The 21,173-nt window shown below is 52.8% G+C and carries 18 protein-coding genes; 2 read left to right on the top strand and 16 right to left on the bottom strand.

Annotation, left to right across the window (positions count from 1 at the left end; genetic code table 11):
* Positions 1 to 47 precede the first annotated feature (47 nt).
* Entirely contained in the window at positions 48 to 290 is a 243-nt protein-coding gene (locus NI000_RS35660) for a hypothetical protein (protein ID WP_253416027.1), read from the top strand.
* Positions 291 to 557: 267 nt separating this feature from the next.
* Here the strand turns inward: NI000_RS35660 and NI000_RS35655 are convergent, their stop codons facing one another.
* From NI000_RS35655 to asnB, 10 genes are all read right to left on the bottom strand, one after another.
* Entirely contained in the window at positions 558 to 1,385 is an 828-nt protein-coding gene (locus tag NI000_RS35655) for an undecaprenyl-diphosphate phosphatase (protein WP_301292835.1), read from the bottom strand.
* A 38-nt stretch (positions 1,386 to 1,423) separates the two neighbouring features.
* Complete coding sequence (locus NI000_RS35650; RefSeq protein WP_301292834.1) at positions 1,424 to 2,158, bottom strand: ABC transporter permease; 735 nt, start codon at positions 2,156 to 2,158, stop codon at positions 1,424 to 1,426.
* On the bottom strand, positions 2,151 to 3,071 hold the full coding sequence (locus NI000_RS35645; RefSeq protein ID WP_253416026.1) for an ABC transporter ATP-binding protein: 921 nt from the start codon (positions 3,069 to 3,071) through the stop codon (positions 2,151 to 2,153). The genes NI000_RS35650 and NI000_RS35645 overlap by 8 nt, the downstream gene beginning before the upstream one ends.
* Positions 3,072 to 3,158: 87 nt before the next feature.
* Positions 3,159 to 4,190: a sensor histidine kinase gene (locus NI000_RS35640; RefSeq protein WP_253416025.1), complete on the bottom strand. Its 1,032-nt coding sequence runs from the start codon at positions 4,188 to 4,190 to the stop codon at positions 3,159 to 3,161.
* Positions 4,180 to 4,896 carry a response regulator transcription factor gene (locus NI000_RS35635; protein WP_375541035.1) on the bottom strand — a complete coding sequence of 239 codons (717 nt, stop codon included), beginning with the start codon at positions 4,894 to 4,896 and terminating at the stop codon, positions 4,180 to 4,182. Before NI000_RS35635 ends, NI000_RS35640 begins: the two co-directional genes overlap by 11 nt.
* A 34-nt stretch (positions 4,897 to 4,930) precedes the next feature.
* Positions 4,931 to 5,527, bottom strand: a complete 597-nt coding sequence (locus NI000_RS35630; RefSeq protein WP_253416023.1) for a TetR/AcrR family transcriptional regulator — start codon at positions 5,525 to 5,527, stop codon at positions 4,931 to 4,933.
* A gap of 124 nt (positions 5,528 to 5,651) precedes the next feature.
* Positions 5,652 to 7,127, bottom strand: a complete 1,476-nt coding sequence (locus tag NI000_RS35625) for an FAD-dependent oxidoreductase (RefSeq protein WP_253416022.1) — start codon at positions 7,125 to 7,127, stop codon at positions 5,652 to 5,654.
* Positions 7,128 to 7,541: 414 nt separating this feature from the next.
* Positions 7,542 to 10,076, bottom strand: a complete 2,535-nt coding sequence (gene uvrA, locus NI000_RS35620; protein ID WP_253416021.1) for an excinuclease ABC subunit UvrA — start codon at positions 10,074 to 10,076, stop codon at positions 7,542 to 7,544.
* 301 nt (positions 10,077 to 10,377) lie between these two features.
* The gene (locus NI000_RS35615) at positions 10,378 to 10,539 is read right to left on the bottom strand and encodes a hypothetical protein (RefSeq protein WP_253416020.1); all 162 of its coding nucleotides are present in this window, start codon (positions 10,537 to 10,539) and stop codon (positions 10,378 to 10,380) included.
* Positions 10,540 to 10,626: 87 nt separating this feature from the next.
* A complete protein-coding gene (gene asnB / locus NI000_RS35610; protein ID WP_253416019.1) occupies positions 10,627 to 12,459 on the bottom strand; it encodes an asparagine synthase (glutamine-hydrolyzing) in 1,833 nt (610 codons plus the stop codon).
* Positions 12,460 to 12,709: 250 nt separating this feature from the next.
* Here asnB and NI000_RS35605 point away from each other — a divergent pair, with 250 nt between their 5' ends.
* On the top strand, positions 12,710 to 13,279 hold the full coding sequence (locus tag NI000_RS35605) for a TetR/AcrR family transcriptional regulator (RefSeq protein ID WP_253416018.1): 570 nt from the start codon (positions 12,710 to 12,712) through the stop codon (positions 13,277 to 13,279).
* A 64-nt stretch (positions 13,280 to 13,343) separates the two neighbouring features.
* Here the strand turns inward: NI000_RS35605 and eat are convergent, their stop codons facing one another.
* The 6 genes from eat to NI000_RS35575 all read right to left on the bottom strand — a co-directional run.
* Positions 13,344 to 14,696, bottom strand: a complete 1,353-nt coding sequence (gene eat / locus NI000_RS35600; protein ID WP_253416017.1) for an ethanolamine permease — start codon at positions 14,694 to 14,696, stop codon at positions 13,344 to 13,346.
* A 34-nt stretch (positions 14,697 to 14,730) separates the two neighbouring features.
* Positions 14,731 to 16,041, bottom strand: a complete 1,311-nt coding sequence (locus tag NI000_RS35595) for a haloacid dehalogenase-like hydrolase (RefSeq protein WP_253416016.1) — start codon at positions 16,039 to 16,041, stop codon at positions 14,731 to 14,733.
* Between the two features lie 217 nt (positions 16,042 to 16,258).
* Complete coding sequence (locus NI000_RS35590) at positions 16,259 to 17,278, bottom strand: LacI family DNA-binding transcriptional regulator (protein WP_253416015.1); 1,020 nt, start codon at positions 17,276 to 17,278, stop codon at positions 16,259 to 16,261.
* Positions 17,279 to 17,386: 108 nt separating this feature from the next.
* Positions 17,387 to 18,052 carry a beta-phosphoglucomutase gene (gene pgmB / locus NI000_RS35585; protein ID WP_253416014.1) on the bottom strand — a complete coding sequence of 222 codons (666 nt, stop codon included), beginning with the start codon at positions 18,050 to 18,052 and terminating at the stop codon, positions 17,387 to 17,389.
* 42 nt (positions 18,053 to 18,094) lie between these two features.
* On the bottom strand, positions 18,095 to 20,371 hold the full coding sequence (locus NI000_RS35580; protein ID WP_253416013.1) for a glycoside hydrolase family 65 protein: 2,277 nt from the start codon (positions 20,369 to 20,371) through the stop codon (positions 18,095 to 18,097).
* A gap of 537 nt (positions 20,372 to 20,908) precedes the next feature.
* Positions 20,909 to 21,173: hypothetical protein (locus tag NI000_RS35575; protein ID WP_253416012.1), on the bottom strand; the 265-nt coding region annotated here is incomplete at its 5' end.

The raw sequence follows: 21,173 nt of genomic DNA, 5'->3' as shown, positions 1-21,173 counted from the left end.
ATTGCTCGTTAAAAAGGCATTTCTGTTTCCAGAAGGGGGTGATGAACATGAAAAAAGCAATGGCCATTAGCTTAGCCATAGGTTTTGGCATTTTTGTATCCTGGCTATCCATGCCCGATCGCCCCGATACTTACGTGGTTTTCGCGCATGTGACAAACTTAAATCAAGAATTATCAACTGCTCTTATGAACCGCTTAGAACAAAACCATATATCTTATCAGCTTGATAAATCGGGGAACATCTTTGTCCTGGAATCCCAACTGGAAAAAGCCGTAATCTGCTGTTCATAGCATATTTACACAAAAAAAAGCCTAACCCCATTTGTGACGGGGTAGGCCAGGTGTTGAGAATTTGATTTTCAACAAGAATAGAGATACATACGTGGGTGGGGTATCTACTGGAGAAGCGATAGCGTCCGCCTTTGTCATCGGGAAATGTCCGCTAACAAGCGGCTTCAATCAAATTTCCCGATGACAAGAGCGGTCGGAAGTAGATACCCCACCCCCTCGTAACCTCTATTACTTCTATCCCCCACTTTCTCAACAGCTCAGTCTCGCTTACAAAAATACAAAGTAAATAACAGCCGCAAGCACCAAACGATAGATCGCAAACGGCGCGAGCTTGATACGGTTGATCAGCTTCAGGAAGAAGCGGATCGACAGAAGCGCGAAGATGAAGGCGCTGATAAATCCGATGACAAAAAACGGAATGGTGCCCGCCGTGATCGAGTCCCAGCTCTTCAAAAGCGACAGGAAGCTCGCCCCGGCCATAATCGGCACCGCCATAATGAAGGTGAAATCCGCAGCCGCGCGATGGCTCATCCCAAGCAAAACCCCGCCGGAGATTGTCGATCCGGAGCGGGAAAAGCCCGGCCACAGCGCCAAGCATTGAAACAATCCCATAAAAAACGCCTGCTTGTATGTAATCTGGTCGGCCGTCTCCGTCTTCGCACGGCGGGGCCGGAACCAATCGGCCGCGAGCATAAGAACGGCTCCGAGCACCAGACCTATGATGACAGTCTCGGTAGAGAACAAATATTCATCGATTTTTTTATTGAACAGTACTCCGAGAATGCCGGCGGGAACTAAACCGACGAAAACCTGCAGCAGATTCAAACGCGGTCCGGAAGGCGTTTGGCCCGGCATTTTTTTAAGTCCGAGCAAATTCATGAACCGGTCCCACATCAGGACGACGACAGCCAGAATCGAACCCAATTGGATCACGACCTTGAACGTATTCGCTACGCTCGGGGAAAAGATGTTTTTGGATTGGAACAAGAAATCGTCAACGATAATCATGTGGCCGGTCGAAGAAACCGGCGCGAACTCGGTAAGGCCCTCCACGAGTCCAAGAATGAATCCAACAAACAATTCCCACAAATTCAACAGCTCCACACTCCTATTTTCTCGTCTGTGTATCTATATCAATGAATATCTACCTTCTTGAAGTAGATAATCGTTGCCGCAAGTCCGATGATTGAAGCTGCTATAATCGTGACGTAAGAAAAAACCGGCGGATACTCGGGAACGAAGCCTCCGTTCGCGATCACGTACGAGGCGGACCAGGGAAATAAAGCCTTGTATTCCGATTCGGAAAGCACCACGTTAGCCATCGTGATCATCGCCGTAAAGATGATGGTGGGAACGTAATTTTTGAACAAAAAGGTGATCAACATCGTCGGTGTGCACAGAAGAAACAAAAGTGCACCCCCGACTACAAATTGCTTCAAAGATTGGAGCAGTAACGCCACAGTCAAGCCTTCAAACTGTCCGATCAGCCCCAGGATCAGCGTCAGCGACCAAATGATAAGCGTCAGAACCATAATCCACAGGAACAGCAAAATCAGCTTGCTTAGGATCAGACTGACTCGGGATACCGGGATGGTCAGCAGGTTTTTCAAGGTGTCTTCCGCATATTCCCGATGAAACAGATACGCCGTAATAACTCCATAGAGAAGGGTTCCCACGAGCAGAATCACGTACATATTCGTGTTCATAAAAGCGACTTCGAACTCAATCGGAGTCTCGGGCTTCTTGCTTTTCATATTCAGCAAAGCGAGAAACATCATGATAGGGGCCGACACGGCTCCAAGCATGCTGACCATAAACATCTTGGCCCGCTTCAGTTTGATCAGTTCCGTATAGAGCAAATTAACCAATCGTCCCGCCCCCTATCAATTTTATAAAGTAATCTTCCAATCTGTCTACACTCATTGTCATTTTTGTGACTTCTATCCCATGCTCCACCAGCATCCGGTTGAGCTTGCCCTGCTCGCCGATATGGCTGTATACCCGGATCAACCGTTCGTCGTGAACCTCATAATCCGTAATGCCGAAGTGCTTCTCCAGCAGCATCGCCGCTTTATTGTCGTCGGACACTTGAAACTCAAGATATTTGCGGTTCCGCTTGCGAAGCTCTTCGAAGGAAATCTCCTCCAGCAGCTTCCCTTGATGAACGACCCCGATCTGGTCTGCCAACTGCTCGACTTCGGACAAAATATGGCTGGAAACGAGAATCGTTATTTTCCGTTCCTCGGCGAGAGACTTGATCAGTCTGCGGATTTCCTTAATGCCTACCGGGTCCAGGCCATTGGTAGGCTCGTCCAAAATTAACAGCTCGGGATGATGGAGAATGGCTCTGGCGATTCCAAGCCGCTGCTTCATCCCCAAGGAATAGCTGCCGACCAGCTTTTTCGTTTCCTGATGCAGACCGACGATTTCCAAAGCTTCGTCCATGGCGTTTTTCTTATGCACGCCCATCAGCTTGGCGTTGATCGACAGATTCTCGCGGGCCGTTAAATTCTCGTAAAATCCGGAGAATTCAACAATCGACCCGATTCTTCTTAAAATCTCTTTCTGGTTCTTGTGTAAACTTTCACCGAAGAGCTCAATTTCTCCGTGCGTCGGCTTGATTAAACCCAGCAGCATGCGGATGGTCGTCGTTTTGCCCGCGCCGTTCTGGCCGAGAAAACCGTAAATCTGCCCTTGACGCACATTCATGTCAAGGTTGTCCACCGCTTTTTGGGTCCCGTAAATCTTCGTTAATTGCGTCGTTTTGATAACCGCACTCAAATCGTGATCCCTCCTGCTTTCATCAGATCGTAATTTCATGATAAGCAGGCGATTTTAAATGCCTCTTAACCAGTTCTTAATTGTTTCTTAATCCCGGTTCGCAGCGCCCCGCTTCGGGATTGCGAAGCCGAAGGTCGTTTTCACGCCGGGCTCGCTTTCGGCCCACAGGCTGCCCGAATGCTTCTCGGCGAGCGCCTTCGCGATGGCCAGACCTAACCCGCTGCCTTGAGCGGCAGGATTCCTTGCCCGGTCCGTGCGGTACATTCGTTCGAACACGCGGGGCAAATCGTCCGGCGAAATTCCGCTCCCCCGGTCCCACACCAACAGCCGGTACTTGTCCGCGGCTTCCGCCAGCTCGATGCCCAGCACTTTACCGTCTTTTCCGTGCTCGACGGCATTTTTGATCAGATTGCTGACGATCCGCAGCACGCTTACCCGATCGGCCACGATGGAGCAGACTTCTTCCGGAATGTTGGCTTTTAACTCGATGCCATACTTTTTCAGTTCGGGCAAAAATCCGATCACCGCTTCCCGGACAATTTCCGCAAAATCCAGCGTTTCCGGCTTCAACGGCATTTCGTCCGCATCCAGCTTGGCCAGCTCGAAGATTTCGTCGATCAGCTCCTTCAAGGCGACCGCCTTCGCGGACAAAATGTCCAGATACCGCTCCTTCTCTTCGCTGGAAGCCGCGATGTCATCCTTCAACGCATCCGCATAGCCGATGATCGACGTAAGAGGAGTCCGGATATCGTGGGAGATGTTGGACAGCAGACTTTTTCTCGCCGCCTCGGAGCGGATCGTACGGACGTGAATCTTGGCCAGCTGCTCGATCAATTCGTTGATCGAAAAGATCACCTCGTCCAAGTGACGGTCGTCGTTGGCAAGCAGGCGGGTATTCATATTCCCTTGCATGGCGCGCCTCAGCGCAGTCGCCATCGCTTTCAGCCTCGCCGTGAACCGATATCGGACGTACAGATGGATGACCGTCAAGGCAAACAGCGCAGCAAATAAAGCCCCGCGGACGAGGCCTTGGGGCTGGTAAATCCAATCCAGGATAAAAAGCGCGGACAAGACGATGAACTGCACAATCAGGAGAAGGGCGCCTTTGTCATGCTTCATCTTTGTCACCTGCAAATTTGTACCCGATGCCCCATACGGTCTGAATCCATTTCGGATCGGACGGGTCCTCCTCGATTTTCATCCGGAGCTTGCGGATATGGACCATCACGGTATTGTCGTCTTCCAAATAGTCGCTATCCCATACTTGCCGGAACAGCTGCGTCTTCGTAAACACCTGCTCGGGATGCGAAGCCATAAACTTCAGCAGTTCGAACTCTTTGCCCGTCAGCGAGATCTCTTCCCCGGCTCTCGTGACCGTATACTTTTGCAAATGAATCGTCATGTTCTTGAAGCTCAGCACCGTTTCCTGCTGCGGGCCGCCTTCGCTGCCCAAGACCAGAAACCGCCGCAAATGGGCTTTAATCCGGGCGACCAGCTCATGAATGCTGAAAGGCTTCGTTATATAGTCGTCCGCCCCGATGCTCAGTCCCAATACTTTATCGATTTCCTGATCCTTGGCCGTGAGCATGAGAATCGGGACATTCGTCTTCATGCGAAGTCTCCGGCATACCTCAATGCCGTCGACTTTAGGCATCATCAAATCGAGCAGGATCATATTATAGCGGTGCGCTTCGAACAGACGGAGAGCTTCTTCCCCGTCTGCCGCCGCATCGATCCGATACGTTTCTCTTTCCAAATACGTCTTGACCAGGTCGCGAATTTCCCGATCGTCATCGGCAATAAGAATTCGAATATCCTGCTGCATCGTTCCACCTGCTTTTTTTCTGGGCATTCCCCGATTAAGGGCCGGTTACCATCCGCATTAAGATGTCGCTGCTTGGAAGCCGGTAATTTTCTACGTCTTGGGCATTCAGCATCATGAGGCTGGAAAGAACCGATAAATAAGCGGAAATAAGCTCCGCGGGATCGCCTGCCGCAATCTCGCCCGTTTGTTGGCCTTCCTTGAAGACAGGAAGCAGTTCGTCCACAAAGCTTTTCATGGAATATTGGGCAATAAGTTCTTTCACCTTCTCCGGGACGCCTTCCGACGTGCGCGCTTGATGAATCAGCATGAAGTAAGGCCTGCCGCTTTCATCGAGAATCTCTTTCGTTAAATATTTTATTTTGTCGAGCGGCGAGCCCTGCAGGTCGTAGATGCTCTTCATCGCGTCCTGCGCTCCCAGCATCGCCATTCGGACAAGCGTAGTGAAAAGCTCGTCTTTCGATTTGAAATAATGATACAGCAAGCCGTGGCTGATGCCGGCCTCGGCCGCAATCATGCTCATTTTCGTTCCCACGATTCCCCGCCGGGAAAATACCTTAAGCGCAGCCTCCATAATCTGTTCCTTGCGCTCGTCGCGGATTTGATGCAATTGTTCATCGTTTAAAGGCGCCAATGATTATTCATTCCTTTGCCTGAAAATCTTACGGCCATTCATGGATAGATAGACGTCGCCTATGAGTATACCATTTCTCATGATCCGATGGCTATTGTACCGGGTCGCCGGAGTGCAACGGCCCTTAACGGCTCACGGACGGATAAGGCGCCTCGGAGAAGGAGGGCACGATGTCATCCCATACGTGTTCCAGCGGCTGACCGTACTGCTGCATGAGCTCGGCAAGCCACCGCCTGCCTTCCTCCGACGCCGCGAGCACGCTTGTGATCAGGTCCGGATTCAGCATTTCCCGCGGCGAGATCGACAGCGTATTCACGGCCCAATACAGGCCGAACAGCTTAAAATCAGGCCCGGCCGTCGCACGCTCCAGATGCAGATCGAGATATTTCCGGCCGAACGAAATTCCCTTTAGCGGCTCCGCGCCTGCATATTCGACCCCCTCCCACTGCAGATCGTTCGCACAGTTCAACCACCAGGCCGGCTCGATCGCAGCCTGAATGTTTCGGAGCGCCCGTTGTTCGAAATGCGGTCGTGGGGCCTCCCATTGCTCACGCAAGCAAGCTTCCAGCACCTCCGCTTCAATCGCGGCGACGGTCATGCCTTGACCGAAGATCGGATCGTAGATGCAGAAGGCGTCTCCCAACACGAGCAGTCCGGACGGCCAGCGGTCCATTTGTTCAAAATGATGGCGGTGCAAGGCGGGCACGCGAAATCCGCGCGGGGCTGTGATCGGCTCCAGCCCTTGCAGCAGTTCGGCAATGAGGGGGCTCGGAAGCTGGGCGACCGCCTGCTCGAATTGCTCCGCATCCGTTGGCGGATAATATCCGCCCGGGCGATAGAGCAGCACCTCTGCGATCTGATTCTCGATGATCGAAAATACGCCCGAGAACGTGCCGTTTGCCGGCTGCCCCCCAATAATAACGGTATCCCAAGTTTCGGTCAGATGGGCTTGGCTGGAAGGAATCCGGTACCGCCGGGTGCTGTAGCCCAGATTGACCTTCAGCAGGTCCGGCTTCGGCACGTCGTATCCCAAATTCTCAAGCCATGCGGTCAGCTTGGAGGAACGCCCGCTGGTATCTACGACGAGATCGGCCATCAGAAACTTTTCTTGTCCGTCCGATCCCCGCTCCCGGACCTCAACCCCCGTGACGGCGGCATGACGCGGCGTCGTCAATAAGCGCAGCACGTCATGTTTCGGAAGAAAACGGACGCAGGGAATTTCCCGGACGCGATTGCGAACGACCCACTCCAGCAAAGCCCGGCTGAACTTGTAATCGTTGCGCGGATACTGGACGACCACAGTTCCGTGTTGATTCATGTTGTGCACGGTCTTGTTCAGCACCGACCGGGCTCCCTGCTCCGCCAAATCCTGTTCAAAGTCCGGAAAGAAGCGGGTCATAATCTCTTTGCCCCGCTGGGTGAAGCGATGCGGGTGAAACGATTGAGGCGTGCCTGCACGGTCTTCCGGACTGGCGGAAAAATCGTCCTTCTCCACGATCACGACCTCTTCGTAATAATCCGAAAGCACCCGTGCAGACAGTAATCCGGCAATGCCTCCTCCAATAACGAGGGCTGTTCCTTTTTTCGGCATGTGGTTCATAAATATCGCTCCTTTTGGTTTAGATTGACTTAGTCAGTTAATAATTGAGCGCAGCTAGTCCGTCGTTCTGAACATGAACCGAACTGGAGGCAAGAGGCTCCGACATGTCCGGTCACCTCAAAGCTGGGCACAAATTGCTCAGACGTTTTCTTTGGATTTTTTTAGATTGACTCGATCAGTCAATTTCAAAATACACTACTTTTCATTTTTTTGTCAACGACAATTTTTTTGCGTTCCGCTGCATAGCGCCGGAACAAAAGAACGCTTTCTTCTTCAAAACAAAAAACCTGCTGGCACGAGGCGAGTAGGTTCATTTTTTACACAAATTGTGTTATTCGTCGTATCAATCCGTTATTTTAATCTCAGTGTAAACTAACCGTCGAAAGACGTCTCGTTGCATTCCATACATTGCTTTTATCCGATCAACGCACTCCTTAAAAAGGCTGCGGTATAAGACCCGTCCGTTTGCGCGACTTGCTCCGGCCGGCCCTGCGCGACAAGATAGCCGCCCGCTTCTCCCCCGTCCGGTCCAAGATCGACAATCCAATCCGCCTCGCGGATCAGGTCAAGATGATGCTCGATTACGACGACCGTATTGCCTGCATCCACCAGCTTATTCAGCAGGAGGAGAAGCTGACGCACATCGGAAGGATGAAGTCCCGTCGTCGGCTCGTCCAGCAGATACAAGGTATGCCCTTTTGTTTTTTTGCTTAACTCCTTGGCCAGCTTGAGACGCTGAGCTTCTCCTCCGGACAGCGTAGTCGCTGGTTGGCCCAGCTGCAAATAACCGAGCCCCACCTCGCACAGCAGCCCCAGCTTTTCCGCCAGCCCGCTGTGCCCGCCGAAGAAATGCAAGCTTTCCTTGACTGTCATGTCCAGAAGCTCGGAGATGTTTTTGCCCTCATACGTAACGCTCAAGATGTCGTCCTTAAACCGCCTTCCGCCGCAATCCGGGCACACGGCCTCCACGTCCGGCAAAAAATGCATATCCAGCAGCAGCACGCCCAGCCCCTGGCATTTCTCGCATCTTCCCCCGGGCACATTGAACGAAAAATGCTTCGACGTCAGCTTTCGCCGTTTGGCTTCCGGCAGCCCGGAGAACAGATTGCGGATCAGCGTAAATACGTCGGTATAGGTGGCGATGTTGGAGCGCAGGATACGTCCGATGGGCGTTTGATCGACTGTAATCCATTTGTCGATATGCCCGAGCCCGTCGATGCTTCCGCATTCCAAGCCTTCCGCGCGCCCCTGAACATGCTGTCGGCCGGCCGGATCGATCAGGTCGAACAATAACGTCGATTTACCGGACCCGGAAACGCCGGTAATCGCAATGAGCGTGCCTAAAGGGAGCTCGACCGTAATGTTTTTCAAGTTTCGTGCATACGCGTCCCGGACGGTCAAGAAGGCGCCGTTGCCGGATCTTCGACCCGAGGATAGCAGCCGTTTATGATCGCTGCTCAGAAATTGTCCCGTGACCGAGCCTGAATTCGTCTTCAGCTCCTCCAACGTTCCGGTGCCGACAATCGTCCCTCCTTGCCGGCCTGCGCCCGGCCCCATATCGATCATATAATCGGCTACTTCCATCACTTCGACGTCATGCTCGATCACAAGCACGGTATTTCCCAGGTCGCGCAGCTGCTGCAGCACGCCGATGAGCGAAGCGGTATCCTTCGGATGCAGCCCTGCCGTCGGCTCGTCCAGGACGTACAAGACGCCGGTCAGACCCGAGCCTAACAGCGAGGCCAGCCGAAGACGCTGCGCTTCCCCGCCGGATAGCGTATTGGCCTGCCGGTCGAGCGACAAATACCCCAAACCGACCTTGGCAACCCGCCTCATGCGCTCCGCGATGTCGTGGATGATCGGGTCCAGTACGTGTTGTCCCGCTTCGGAGAGGGCGGGACGCACCTCTTCCAGCCACACCATCAAGCGGTGAAGCGGCCATGACGAAATTTCGTCAATCGATTGTCCGCTTATCGTGACCTGGCGGCTCTCGCTTCTCAGGCGCGTGCCTTCGCAAGCGGGACAAGGGCGGCGGGTGAAATAGCCCGCCAGCTTCCTCGACTGTGCCGTATCTCCGGTCTGCTCCCGATGCCGCCGGTTCAAATAAGTCAGCACGCCCTCGAACCGGCCTTTTCCGACCGATTTGGGCGCCTTGATGCCGGGAAAACGTCCGGCAAACCGCTCGCTCTCCACGCCGTGAAGCAGCAAATCCCGCTGAACCGGACTGTAGTCTTTCATAGGAGCGTCCGGATCAAACGCGAACCCGTAATGCTTCGCCGCAGCCTGAAGCACGTCCGAATAATAGTCGATGAACATGCCGTCCCAAAAGGTGACGCAGCCGCCGCGAAAACTCCGTTCTTCATCGAAAACCAAGCCTGCTTCCAAGCTTGTAACGATTCCCAGCCCGGCGCACGCTTCACAGGCGCCTTCCGGCTTGTTGAAGGAGAAGTGGGCCATCTTCAGCTTGGGGACCGCGCACCGGCATTGGGGACAGCGATCCGTTCCCGAGCTATGGCTCTCTTCCAGAAGCATTGCCCCAGGAACCGCTCCTTCCCCGGCCGGCTCGAACGAAGGCCTTATCGTGGCGCCGCACGACGGACACGGCCGCTCCCCGAGCCGGGCGTACAAAACCCGTAAGTACGTATAAATCTCCGTCACCGTCCCCAGCGTGGACCTTGGGTTCCGGTTAGCGATCTGCTGACTAACCCCAATCGATGGGGAAAGACCGGTGATCGATTCCACCTTCGGCTTGTTGATTGCATCCGTGACCATGCCCATCGATTCCATGTACTGCCTCTGGCATTCCTTCTGCAAAATGTCCATCGCCAGCGTCGATTTTCCGGAACCGGACAATCCGGTTAAGACGACGAGCTTGTTCTTCGGAATGCTCAGCGAGACGTGCTTCAGATTATTTTCATAGGCGCCTTGAATGACAATGGCTCCTTCCATCCTATATCCTCCCTCGTTTCAATCTGCCTTGGGTACCACACCTTTCTACATCAAGTATACGTGCCGTACATGACATCTATTGTCATATTGGATCAAACCTGTACCCGAGGGCTTACCGTGAAAATCATGAAATGGAGGATACCACAATCGAAATGGGAGGAACGTGGAATGAGGTCAAAGCGAAGCAGGCATGAGACGCCGCTTGAAGAAATTGGGGATGGCCCGGATAGGAGCCCAGGCGTGCAGCCTGCGCCGAAACGCGGACTGCACGCCTGGGCTCCGCTCCGCCGCCGAAGCCGGGCTATTCCTGTTCCAGGACGCCGGCCGTTTCCTGCGATGCCATTTGCTTCTGCGCGGAGGCAACCGGATTCCGGTTGTGCTCGAATTCGTTTATTTCGCTAAATGACTCCGTGCTGCTTTCTTGCGTCTGCTTTTCTTCCTTGGGGGCATTGTATTCTGCCATCGGATTCCCTCGCTTGTCGGTCGTTTTGTTTTCGACATGTATAGAATATCCAGTCCGGACGGAATACTATGCACGGCCTCCCGCGGTTCACGCCCCAAGCTCCAGCTTGACACCGTATTCCTTGAGCCAGCAGTTCACCTGCACCAGATAATCCAGAATCGCGCGGGCATCGGTTCCGCTCTCTACGGTGCTCTTGCCTTCCGCAATAAGCCTCACTTTCCCGGTATCGATCAGCGCATGAATCGGAGCGTTCGGGTCGTCCAGAATGTCGAGCATCCACCGGCTGATCAGGTCGAGGTAAGCTTTGTCCTTCGTGCTTGGGTAAGCGCTCTTGCGGCGGTTTCGGACATCATCCGGAAGAACGCCTTCGAAGGCACGGCGCAAAATTCCTTTTTCGATATGACCGATGCTTTTCAGCTCGAACGGCACGTTCCACAAATATTCCACGAGCCGATAATCGCAGAACGGCACACGCACTTCGAAACCCGTCATCATACTGGCCCGGTCTTTCCGGTCCAGCATATAAGGCAGGAACCGCATGATGAACAGGTACGACATCTGCCGCTGCTTCCGCTCAAGCTCCGCTTCCCCTTCGAGAAACGGAATCTCGCCGACAGCTTCTTGAAAACGCCGCTTGCGATACGCTTCGAGCTGAAGCCTATCCCGAACCTCCGCTTTCAGGACGCCGGAGGTATAGCCGAAATTGAGCAGCCACGGGAAGATTTCGGCATTCAAATACGTCTCTTCATAAAACCACGGGTACCCGGAAAACACTTCGTCGGCGGACTCGCCGGACAGCGCTACTGTCGCATCCTTCTTCATTTCCGTAAACAGCAAATAAAGCGACGTTTCGATTTCGCCGACACTCGGAAGGTCGCGGGCCCGCATCGGTTCGAGCAAATGCTCGATCAGCTTGTCCGGCCCGAAGACGACGGAATGATGCTCCGTGCCGACATGCTCGGATACCCGCCGGACCCAAGGCTCGTCTTTGTCACGCCGCATAAAATCCTGCTCAAAGTCGCGGTCGTTGTTTACAAAATCGATGGAATACGTGTGGAGTTTCTTCCCTTGTTCACGGAAATTTTGGCCCGCCAGAGCCGTCAATCCGCTGGAGTCGAGCCCGCCGGACAGCATGCAGACGACCGGCTTGTCCGCGATGAGCTGCCGCTCCACCGTATCTTCGAGAAACGAGCGGATCGTCCGGACCGTAGTCTCGGTATCGTCCTTATGCTTGCGGCTTACCAGGTTCCAATAGCGGATATTGCGACTGCCTTCGGCCGTAAACGTCACGTAATGGCCTCCTTTGACTTCCTCGACGTCCTTGAATACTCCTTGCCCGGGAGTTCGCATCGCCCCCATGCCGAAAAGTTCCGCCAGTCCTTCACGGTCGACGACGGCTTCCACCAGCGGATGGGCCAGCAGCACCTTGATTTCCGACCCGAAAATAACGGCGCTTCCTCTTCTGGCAAAAAACAGCGGCTTTACCCCAAGGTGGTCCCGGCCAAGCATCAGCTGTCCGCGCTGCTCATCCCAGATGCCAAACGCATAGATGCCGTTAAAATGCTTTACGCAATCCTCCTTCCACTCGACATATGAATGCAAAAGAACCTCAGTATCGGAATACGTTTCAAACCGGTGGCCCATTCCTTCCAGTTCCCTTCTCAGCTCCCGGTAATTGTAGAGCTCGCCGTTGTAAGTCAAGGCTATGGTCTGCCCGCCGTCCCGATAAAGCATCGGCTGCTTCCCGCCTTCGGGATCGATGACGATCAAGCGGCGGTGCCCGAAAGCAGCCCGTTGCGAAAACCAGAAGCCTTCGGCATCCGGCCCGCGATGCGCAATGGACCTCGTCATCTCCGTTAATACCAGCCGTTCCTCGGAAAGGTCCTGGGACCAATCCACCCATCCTGCAATTCCGCACATGATTCTTTACCTTCTTTCCTCATCATTTGATTTGCTGCGCCTTTCGGCTTTATCGTTGACATCACACCGCCTTAAATTCGACCAAATGTATAAAACGGTCGAAAATTGAGTGAAAAAATCGACCAAATTTATCCATTGGTCATAAATTCATAATAGGACATTTGAACAATTTTGGCAATAATTGACTATTTAACCTGGTTAATGAATAATAGATAGCAGATTCATATACTATGGGGGCATAGGCAGGCCAATGAAACAACCGGACAAAAAACTAAAAATTATCGAAGCGGCAACCGAGCTGTTCCTCCATTCGGGGGTCCGGCGGACAACGCTGAGCAAGATCGCGGAGAAGGCGGGGATCGGCAAAGGAACGATCTATTACTATTACGAGGATAAGACCCAAATTCTAATGGATTGCTACATGAGGCATGTCAACCAGATGCGGTCGAAGGCTTTCGCCGAGCTTCAACAAGAAACCGATATTTTGGTGCGTCTGCGGAGCATTCTTCGCTATTTAAGCGCGGAGGTGCATCAGGACCCGTTCGTATCCACCTTGTTCGAGGAGTACAAAGAATTCCGGCTCGCGGAAATTGAAAAGTGCTTCGCCCAATCCGAAGAAGCCGCCGTTCAATTGATCGGCAGCTTGATCCGGGAAGGACAGCAGCAAGGGCATTATGCCCAGGTACCGCTGCCGCTTACCGCGTTTATGTTGGTCAAAATGATTTTTTCCTACGAGCTCGATTATCCGAAGACGGAACAAAGCGACCACGAATTGAAGCAGTTGCTTCGGCATATGCTGCGCAAACGCTCCGACGATTGAGCCGAAGCGGCAGCCTCATGACGTTGAAGCTGCCGCTCGGCCGGAACCGCCGGCTTCTCGAATTCTAGTCCAGCACGGTGCTTTCCCCCGCGGGAGCATCGGCTGGCTTTACACGGGCCAAGTAGTAAACAACGGCTACCGCAAAAATGACAACAACGACACCCCAGAGCGGAACATTCATGCCGAACAGCGGAAGCGAGGTCGTCATGAGGCTGTAGCGGATCACGCAATAGAGGAACACCAGCCCCAGAAGCAGCGCAATGGCCGGAATGACGGGATAGGACACTTTAAAAGGCCGTTCCATATTCGGTTCTTTCACCCGCAGAATAAATAGGGAAAGCATGCTGAGAACGTACATGACGACGGCCCCGAATACCGCAAGCAGGATCAAGGCGTTGGCAAAAGCGGCCGAGCCGGCGCAGACTACGCCGATCACTCCCGGTACGATGAGTCCCCATACCGGTACGCTTTTGGAATTAAGCTTAGCCAGAAACTGCGGGAAATAACCGGCGCGAGCCAGCGCGTACGTCTGCCGGGAATAGCCGATAATAATGCCATGCAGGCTGGCAATCAGGCCGAACAATCCGATAATCGCCACACTCATGGCCAGCAGGCTACCTTCGCCGTAAACGCTTCCAAGCGCCTGAGGAAGCGGATAATCTGCCGGTTTTCCGATACCTCCTCCAAGACCGGCTGTCACGAACAGCGTCAACAGCGTTGCTACGGTCAGCGTTAAAATGCCGGAGATAAAGCCGCGCGGAATGTCCCGCTTCGGATTCTTGACTTCTTCAGCCGCCATCGCGCCGCCTTCAATTGCGAGGAAGAACCAGATCGCAAACGGGATGGCCGCCATGACGCCGCCGCTTCCCCCGATGAACGCATTCTCGTTCACCAAATTCTCAATCTTCACATGCGGCAGCCCCGCTGCGTAAAAAATCGCAAGCCCGATCAACGCGGCGATCGTCGCGCCAAGCTCGATCAACGCGGCACCTTTCATGCCGACCAGGTTGATCAGAATAAAAAATACGAACACGCCGATGGTCACGTAGACCGGCTCAACCGCCGGAATCAAGAAATGAACGTACGCCCCCGTCGAAACCGCAATGGCTGGCGGCGCAAACACAAACTCCAACAGACACGCGATCCCGGCAATAAAGCCGCCGAACGGCCCCATCGCCCTTGCCGCGTAAGCCGAAGGCCCGCCGGCATTAGGAATGGATGTGGATAGCTCGGAGTAGCTGAATATAAAACAGGTAAAAAATACGATGACGAGCAGCGAAGCGATCGCAAGGCCCATAATTCCGCCCTGCTCAAACCCGTAGTTCCAACCGAAATATTGACCGGAGATAACCATCCCGACCGCAATTGCCCAAAGATGAATCGGCTTTAACGTCTTCTTCAATTCATGATTTTCCATACGTCAGTTCTCTCCTTCATGTGGGCTATGAGGGCTATTTCAGCAATTTCTCTTCGGACGATCCTAAACTAACGCTTTTTTCGGTATTTCGGAAGGCTCCTGTATTATCGTCCCTTCCCTGCAGCAAATATTTGGCGTTTCCTGTGCCTATGCCGTTAGCCGCCGTTTTTGACAATTCTCCGAGTTCCCCTCCCTTCAAGCGGTTGACGATCAATCCCAGCTTCATGTCTTTAAAATCCGACAGCATCGCCGTATCTCCGTCGCTGTCTCCGGCCACGAAGATCGGCCCGTGCCCGTATTTGGATACCAGAAAACGCTCGATCGTCTTCGTCTTTCCTTTGCCCTGCGTCTGGTCGTAGCCTTTGCGATATTCCGGCTGGATAACCCCTGCGGCATCCCGTTCCAGCTCCATTGCTAGGACGTGATCCTCCGGGAGGGAATACCCGTATTTCGGGTTCGACGCAAATTCTTTGACCACATCGATAAAGGAAGCGGAGCATACATAGACATCGATTCCGTTATCCATGAACGTTTTATACAGATTTTGCTGCTCCGCAAACGCCCGCAAGCCGGTTTTAATCTTCACTTCAACAACGCCCGCTTTACCCGGCAGGTCGCTCGGACTGGTCAGCGTTTTTTCGCCGATGGCGTCCTGCAGATTGTAATCGATGGAGGCTTGTGCTAATTGACGCACTTCCTTCTCCGTCATGCCGGCGAACAAATACGTCACCCAAGGATAGCTTACATCGGGGCTGAAGGTTCCCCCGATCGCTTCGTAAAGATACCTGGCCTTGGCGACAAAATCTTGATATTGCGGGGTTGCTTTAATTTCCTCCAAAGATTTGGTTCCCTTGAACCCCTTGTAGTTTTCATAAAGATACTTGTAATCCGCACCCAGATCTTCGCTGATGAGATCGATCTGGACAGGCTTCCCAGCCTTATTATTGAATTCTTTCTTGAAATTATCCTTCGGAATATTCATTTTGATTGCGCTTACAAATTGTTCCGGCGTCATTTTAAATTGCAAGTTCGTAAGCTGGTACGTCAACAAGGTTTCTTCGACATCGTTGAATGCGGAGGTGTTGTCCCAATCGAAGACGGCATAAGGCCTTTTGTCCTTGTTATAGCTTTTGCTGCGGATGCCGAAGTCGTCGATTAAGGCTTGAATCGCTTTGTGATTGGCCGGGGCCCAATGCATAAGGGCCAGTTGTTGCGAAGGGGATGGCGCAGGTTGTTCCGCCTGGGTCTTGACTTCCTGCTGCGTTGTGGCCGATGGGCTGCAGCCTGCCGACAAGCTTACGAATGCGGCGGCTAAAATCAAAACGACCGTTTTGGTGGATTTCAAGCTTCCTGGTGGTCTTGCCGTTCTCTTTGGTTTGGCCAGCCTCATGCTTTATCTCCCGCCCTTTCTAGTTTTGATCCCAATCCTTCTGGAAACAAAAAAATGCCTTGGAGCAGAAGCGTAATCATACACTTCTGCAGCCATGGCACCGTTGCCCTGTTTTATCCACTTGTATAAAAAGATATTAAAACCAACCGCCTGAATTTGCAACACTTAATTTTTAGAAAATTTCGCCGTTTACATTTTTTACTGTGTCGCGGGTGACGATTTGATGCGGAAGATACGTTCTGAGCGTGGGTGGACCCGCTCCGTCCAGCACTTCCTGAAGCGTTCGCACAGCCTTGTAGCCGATCTCGTAAATCGGCTGGGCGACGGTCGTCAACCGCGGCAGCGACATGCTGGCGATTCTCGTGTTGTCCAGCCCGAGGACGGACACCTCATCGGGCACCCGGATACCGCTTCGATAGAGGAAATAAATCGCCCCCAGCGCCATCTCGTCACTAGCCGCGAACACGGCGGTCAGCTCCGGATTTTTGTTCCACAGTCTCTCCATCGCCGCATAGCCGTCGTCATAGCGGTAGTTCCCGAACTCCACACACCGGGCGGAATCGAAGTCAAGCTCGTTTGTCCTCATCGCTCGCATGAAGCCCTGCAGACGGGACATTCCAGCGATCGGGTCCAGATGCGGCCCGCTAATCATGGCAATCCGCCGGTGCCCGCAATCGATCAAATATTGCGCCGCATCGAAGCCGGCCTGCTCGTCGTCGATTTTGACCGAAGGAATGGCGTACTCCAGGCTTTGCGTGGAAGCCAGTACGACCGGCATGCCGAGCTGATTGAAGATGTCGTAATAATCGGGATAGACCGGCTCGCTGGTGAACACGAAGCCATCAATCTGCTTCTCCTTCATGCTCCGGAGCGCCGAGATCATCCGCTGCTTGTCCTTATCGGTGTTGCAGATGATAATGTTATGCCCGAATTCCTGCGCCGCATCCTCCATGCCGCGGAACATTTCAGCATAATAATAATTGGAAATATCGGGAATTAAAATGCCCAATGTTTTCGTCTTTTTATGGATCAGACCTCTTGCCAAAGCATTGGGGTGATATTTCAATTGTTCGATCGCGCGGAGAACCCGTTCCCTTTTTTCCTTCGTGACTTTGTCCGGCGCATTCAACACTCGCGAAATGGTGCTTATGGACACGCCCGCCAATTTTGCAACATCTTTTATCGTAGCCATAATATGCTGTACTCTCCCGATTCAGGGAATGAGTATGAAAAGGTTTTCATACCTGTTTCATTGTAAATGATTTGCCATCCTTCGTCAAATCGATCGACTAAAGCCTGTTTATCGAACCCGTGGCAATATGGCTTCCAAGGAAAGCTCGGCCGAACTTTCATACACCAGATCGGCATGGGCGAACAGCTCTTTCTCCCCGATCGCTACCGCGAACATGCCCGCTCCTTTAATGGCCTCTACTCCCGCCGCCGCGTCTTCGACGCCAATGCAAGCGCCGGGCTCCACTTCCAGCAGAAGAGCGGCTTTCAAAAAGATTTCGGGGTCCGGCTTGCCGCGCTGCACCGTCTTGGCATCTACAATCGCGTGAAACTTGTCCTTGAGACCGAGCGATTCCAGAACTGCAAACGCGTTTTTGCTGGCGGACGCCAGTCCGATCTTAAGCCCTTGGGCCTCAATCTCGGCAATGAATTCGTTGACGCCCGGCAATACGTCCGCAGGACTAATATTTTGAATCAGGGTCAAATAATGCTCGTTCTTTTTGTCCGCTAGCGCGTTTTTTTGTTCCTCGGTAAAATCGTGCGCTTTGCCGCCGAGTACGAGAATTTTTTCCAGCGATTCCATGCGGGAGATCCCTTTCAGCTCCTCGTTGAATTCGCGAGTAAACGGAATGGACAGCTCCTCGGCCAGCGCCTTCCACGCCTCGTAATGGTATTCGGCCGTATCCGTAATAACGCCGTCCAGATCGAAAATGACCGCTTGCACCGGTGTGTTCATGTTCTGCTTCCCCTTTCCATATGCTAAGCTTAGGCCGCTCGATTAGTTTGCTTTCAAAGCTTGCTCCAACGGCCGATTGTGCTCCAGCGTCACTTCGTCCCCGTACAGCTTGAGCGTCAGCGCTTCGCCTTCTTCCAGCGTAAGCCGGATGCTCTGACGGTCGATTTCCACGGCGAGCTTGCGTCCGCGGTATTGAAGCCGGAACGAATACCGTTCCCACTGCCCCGGAATCGCCGGCGCCAGCGATAGCCCGCTCTCTTTCAAGCGGAGGCCGGCAAAGCCATAGACGATCGACATCCAGGTGCCGCCCATGTTCGCCATGTGCAGGCCGTCCTTGGTATTGCCGTGCGTGTTGTCGAGATCCAGACGGGCCGTCTCGATAAAATAATCGTAAGCTTTGGCATCGTATCCCAGCTTGGAGGCCATAATACTGAAGATGCAGGAAGACAGCGACGAATCATGGGTCGTGATCTTTTCGTAATAGGTATACGAATTGCGGATCGTATCGAGCTCCTGCTCGTCCTCCAACAGGAAGTGAGCGAGCACCGTATCCGCTTGCTTGCACACCTGGTAACGGTAGAGCGTCAACGGATGGTAATGCAGCAGCAGCGGGTATTTCTCTTCCGGCGTGTTTTCAAAATCCCAAACCGCTTTTTGCAGGAACGTGTCGTCTTGAGGGTTAATATTCAGGGTCGGATCGTACGGCAGATACATGCATTCCGCCGCTTTGTGCCATGCTTCCGCCTCCTGCTTCGTCACGTTCAGCCGCACGCACAACCGGTCTAAAACCTCTGGAGCAATTTCGGCCAGCAGCCCGTATGCCTTGGCCGCCCACTTCAGATTATGCTTGGCCATCGCGTTGGTATAGTAATTGTTATTGACAACGCACGTATATTCGTCGGGTCCGGTCACGTTGTCGATCCGGAATTCGCCGTTCAGGAAATGGCCCATATCCAGCCAGAGACGCGCCGTTTCAAACAGCAATTCGGCGCCATACGTTTTCATGAATTCATCGTCTTGCGTGCCAAGGTAATACTGAATGTAGCTGTAGGCGATATCTCCGCTAATATGATACTGGGCCGTGCCCGACGGGAAAAACGACGAGCATTCCGTGCCGGAAATCGTGCGCCATGGGAACAAGGCCCCTTGCTTATGCCCCATTTCTTTCGCCCGGGCCCGGGCCTGATCCAAGGTTGAATAACGGTAAATCAGCAGCTGACGGGCAATCTCCGGCTTCGTCATCAGAAAGACAGGGAACATATAAATTTCCGTATCCCAGAAATAATGCCCTTCGTAGCCTTCTCCGGACAAGCCCTTGGCCGAAATATTGCTGTGTTCGTCCCGGCCGACCGATTGGAGCAAATGATAGAGGTTGAAGCGGATGCCTTCCTGCAGGCTGCTGTCGCCTTCGATACGGATGTCGGCGTTTGCCCAAAAGTTTTCAAGATACGTTTTTTGTGCATCCAGCACGTCTTCAAACGTCAGCCCGCCGAGCTGTTCATGAATGCCTATGGCCTGTTCGACGAGATTCCCCTGGTGGCGCAAAGTATCCGTATACACGTTCCATTTCGTCACCCGAACCGGTTCAGTCAAATTAAACGTCAGAACGGTTTCGCCGTTCTCGCTCTTGACTTCAGCCGCGCCGGATGCCGTATGGCGGCTGACGCAAGCCGTTTTTAACCCGGACGCCAGAGTGCGGTCTACCGCGTAGACGTAGCCTTGCTTTTCCCCGGCTTCCTCCACTTGCAGACGTTTGGAATGGCCGGAGGCGACCCGGGGATCGTTCGGATCGGCGAAGTTGGACACGTCCCCGTTGACGGTCGACACCACTTTGACCCGCCCGGTGAAATTGACCGGCTCGATCCGCAGGTCGATCGCAAACAATTCTCTGACGGTCATGGAAACGACGCGCCGGAAATGGAGCTTCACTTCTTTGCCGCCCGGAGAACGCCAGTGCACCGTTCTTTCGGTGTAGCCACGGTCAAGATGAAGCCGCCGCTCGTAAGCAATCGCTTCCCCGGCAAATAAAGAGAACTCTTCGTCGTCGTCGCCCAAATAGATCTTGATCGTTTGCGCGTCGATGATATTGAGCAGCTTCTGCTGGGTCCCCGGGAACGCATAAAGCTTTTCTCCGTAAGGGATTTCGATCACATCATGAAACGCGTTCTGGTACGTGCCCCGGATCGAGACCATCTCCGGGCGGTAGCCTTCTTCAAAGTTGCCGCGAACGCCAAGATACCCGTTACCTAAGGAAAATAAGCTTTCCAGATTCAGCAAAGCTTTCGGGGTCAATTCATTGTTCGTCAATGTCCATGTCACCGCTTATCACTCCCGGACGTAAAATTAGCATTTGAAAAGCTTTTCAAATTCAATCAAAGCATAGCTTCTAGCTTAGCGAACCATTCCACTCTATTATTAGTGAGACCAAGGGTAATTGTAAAGTGGTTTTTTTCGCTGTTTTCGCTTTGTTTTTGGACGTTTTTTGCCGTTGGATCGTGTTAGTTTAACCACTATCTAGAGAAGCCGCTGTTTTCCCGCTTTTCGAGGTAAAATGAATGAAAAGCTTTTCAAATCTGAGCCTACATTTTCCAACTGATCGGCAACGGTTTTTATTTCTTTCAAATAGGGAGACCCGCCAATTGGTATTGACGGGTTGCGTTTTTTCTGACCGCGCAAAGTCGAAACATTAAAAAATCCGTACTTTCTTATTTACCTGATATACTACCCGCGTATTGTCATCATGGTACAAATCGAATGGATGCACCTGTTCGATAACCAAGTAAAGCTCCTTCGGCTTGGCGAAATAGCTGCTCTCGAACTCCTTTACCAACACATCATGTCCGTTCGCGTCCGTAACTATAGAACTCCGTATATATTCAAAACGATAGCCTTTCTCGTCCTCCAAATGCATATTGTAGCTGGACGGATAAAGCGGTTCTCGCCAATCGTATCCAGCCGCAGCGTAGTTAAGGTCGGATAAATCTTGACATCCTGCAGACGAAGCTTAACTTCCTCCCGCTCGGTCTTTAATTCAAAATCCTTCGCTTCAGGATACTCCAGCGGCTGGCTTACAACAGGATTGTTGTTTAATACGAGGTAAAAAGATACAACAATACGAGTT

The organism is Paenibacillus tyrphae (genome assembly GCF_024158745.1).
GTDB classification, from domain to species: Bacteria; Bacillota; Bacilli; order Paenibacillales; family NBRC-103111; genus Paenibacillus_G; species Paenibacillus_G tyrfis_A.
The sequence above is the reverse complement of the archived record's forward strand: the minus strand, read 5'-3'. Positions and strand labels throughout refer to the sequence as shown.